The organism is Pseudomonas sp. BGI-2, from assembly GCF_004310295.1.
Classification (GTDB): domain Bacteria; phylum Pseudomonadota; class Gammaproteobacteria; order Pseudomonadales; family Pseudomonadaceae; genus Aquipseudomonas.
In genome coordinates this window covers 1-855 of the sequence record NZ_SISB01000106.1, presented here as the reverse complement: position 1 = coordinate 855, position 855 = coordinate 1, and the positions used below count along the sequence as shown (strand labels likewise).

At 52.9% G+C, this 855-nt stretch carries 1 protein-coding gene; it reads left to right on the top strand.

The annotated features are described in order from the left end of the window. Nucleotides 1-288: 288 nt before the first annotated feature. Nucleotides 289-690, top strand: a complete 402-nt coding sequence (locus EYC95_RS30070) for a RidA family protein (RefSeq protein ID WP_131063544.1) — start codon at nucleotides 289-291, stop codon at nucleotides 688-690. The last annotated feature ends 165 nt before the right edge of the window (nucleotides 691-855 follow it).

Below are 855 nucleotides of genomic sequence, written 5' to 3'. Positions count from 1 at the left end.
CAACTCGGTCTGTCTGAACGGGCGCAGGGGGCCGCTTCGCAGCCCAACGGGGCGGTGCGACGTTTCGCTGAATCCCCTCGCCACAGGTTCTCGCTCGACTGATGATTGTCTTAAGTGAACAGCATTAGGCTGATGAGGCCGGGCTTTTTCGTGCATAACCGCAAACCCACTATCCATACACATGGATAGTCATGACAGCTTTAACGGCTATTGCTCCTCTATTCAGTCTATTAGCATCAACCAGAGGTAGAAGCCTCTACCGAGTACCGAACTGAACAGAGGAACACAATGAACAAGCCCGAGTTTTTTGTTACGCCCGGTTATGGCGAAACCCTGCTCAACGCTTTGCATTACTCGCAAGCTTTAAAAATTGGCGATCGAGTGGAGACTTCAGGCCAGGGCGGTTGGGATGACGATCTACAGATTCCCGAATCGATCGAGGACGAGATTGCTCAAGCATTTCAAAACCTGGAACGAACCCTAGCGACGGCAGGTGCCAGTTGGGAGCATGTGGTCCACGTCAATTCTTACCATGTCGGAGGTTTCCCTCCGATAGTTAATGAGACGATGGCCAGGCTGTATCGCCATTACATGCCCAACCACGCTCCCATCTGGACGCAGCTCGGGGTCGCGGCGCTTGGTCTTCCGACGATGCGTATTGAAATCCGCGTTACCGCCATTGTTCCTTGAGTTTCAATGAGCGGGCGACTCTTCCCTGAATGTCTGAATGTAGTGGTCTAATGAAACCGGACACCCATTTAGGCGAGAATGCTCGCCAGATCGAGGTGTCAGATGACCAAACAACGCCGTTCCTTTTCTGCTGAATTCAAACGCGAGGCTGCCGAACTCGTGCTC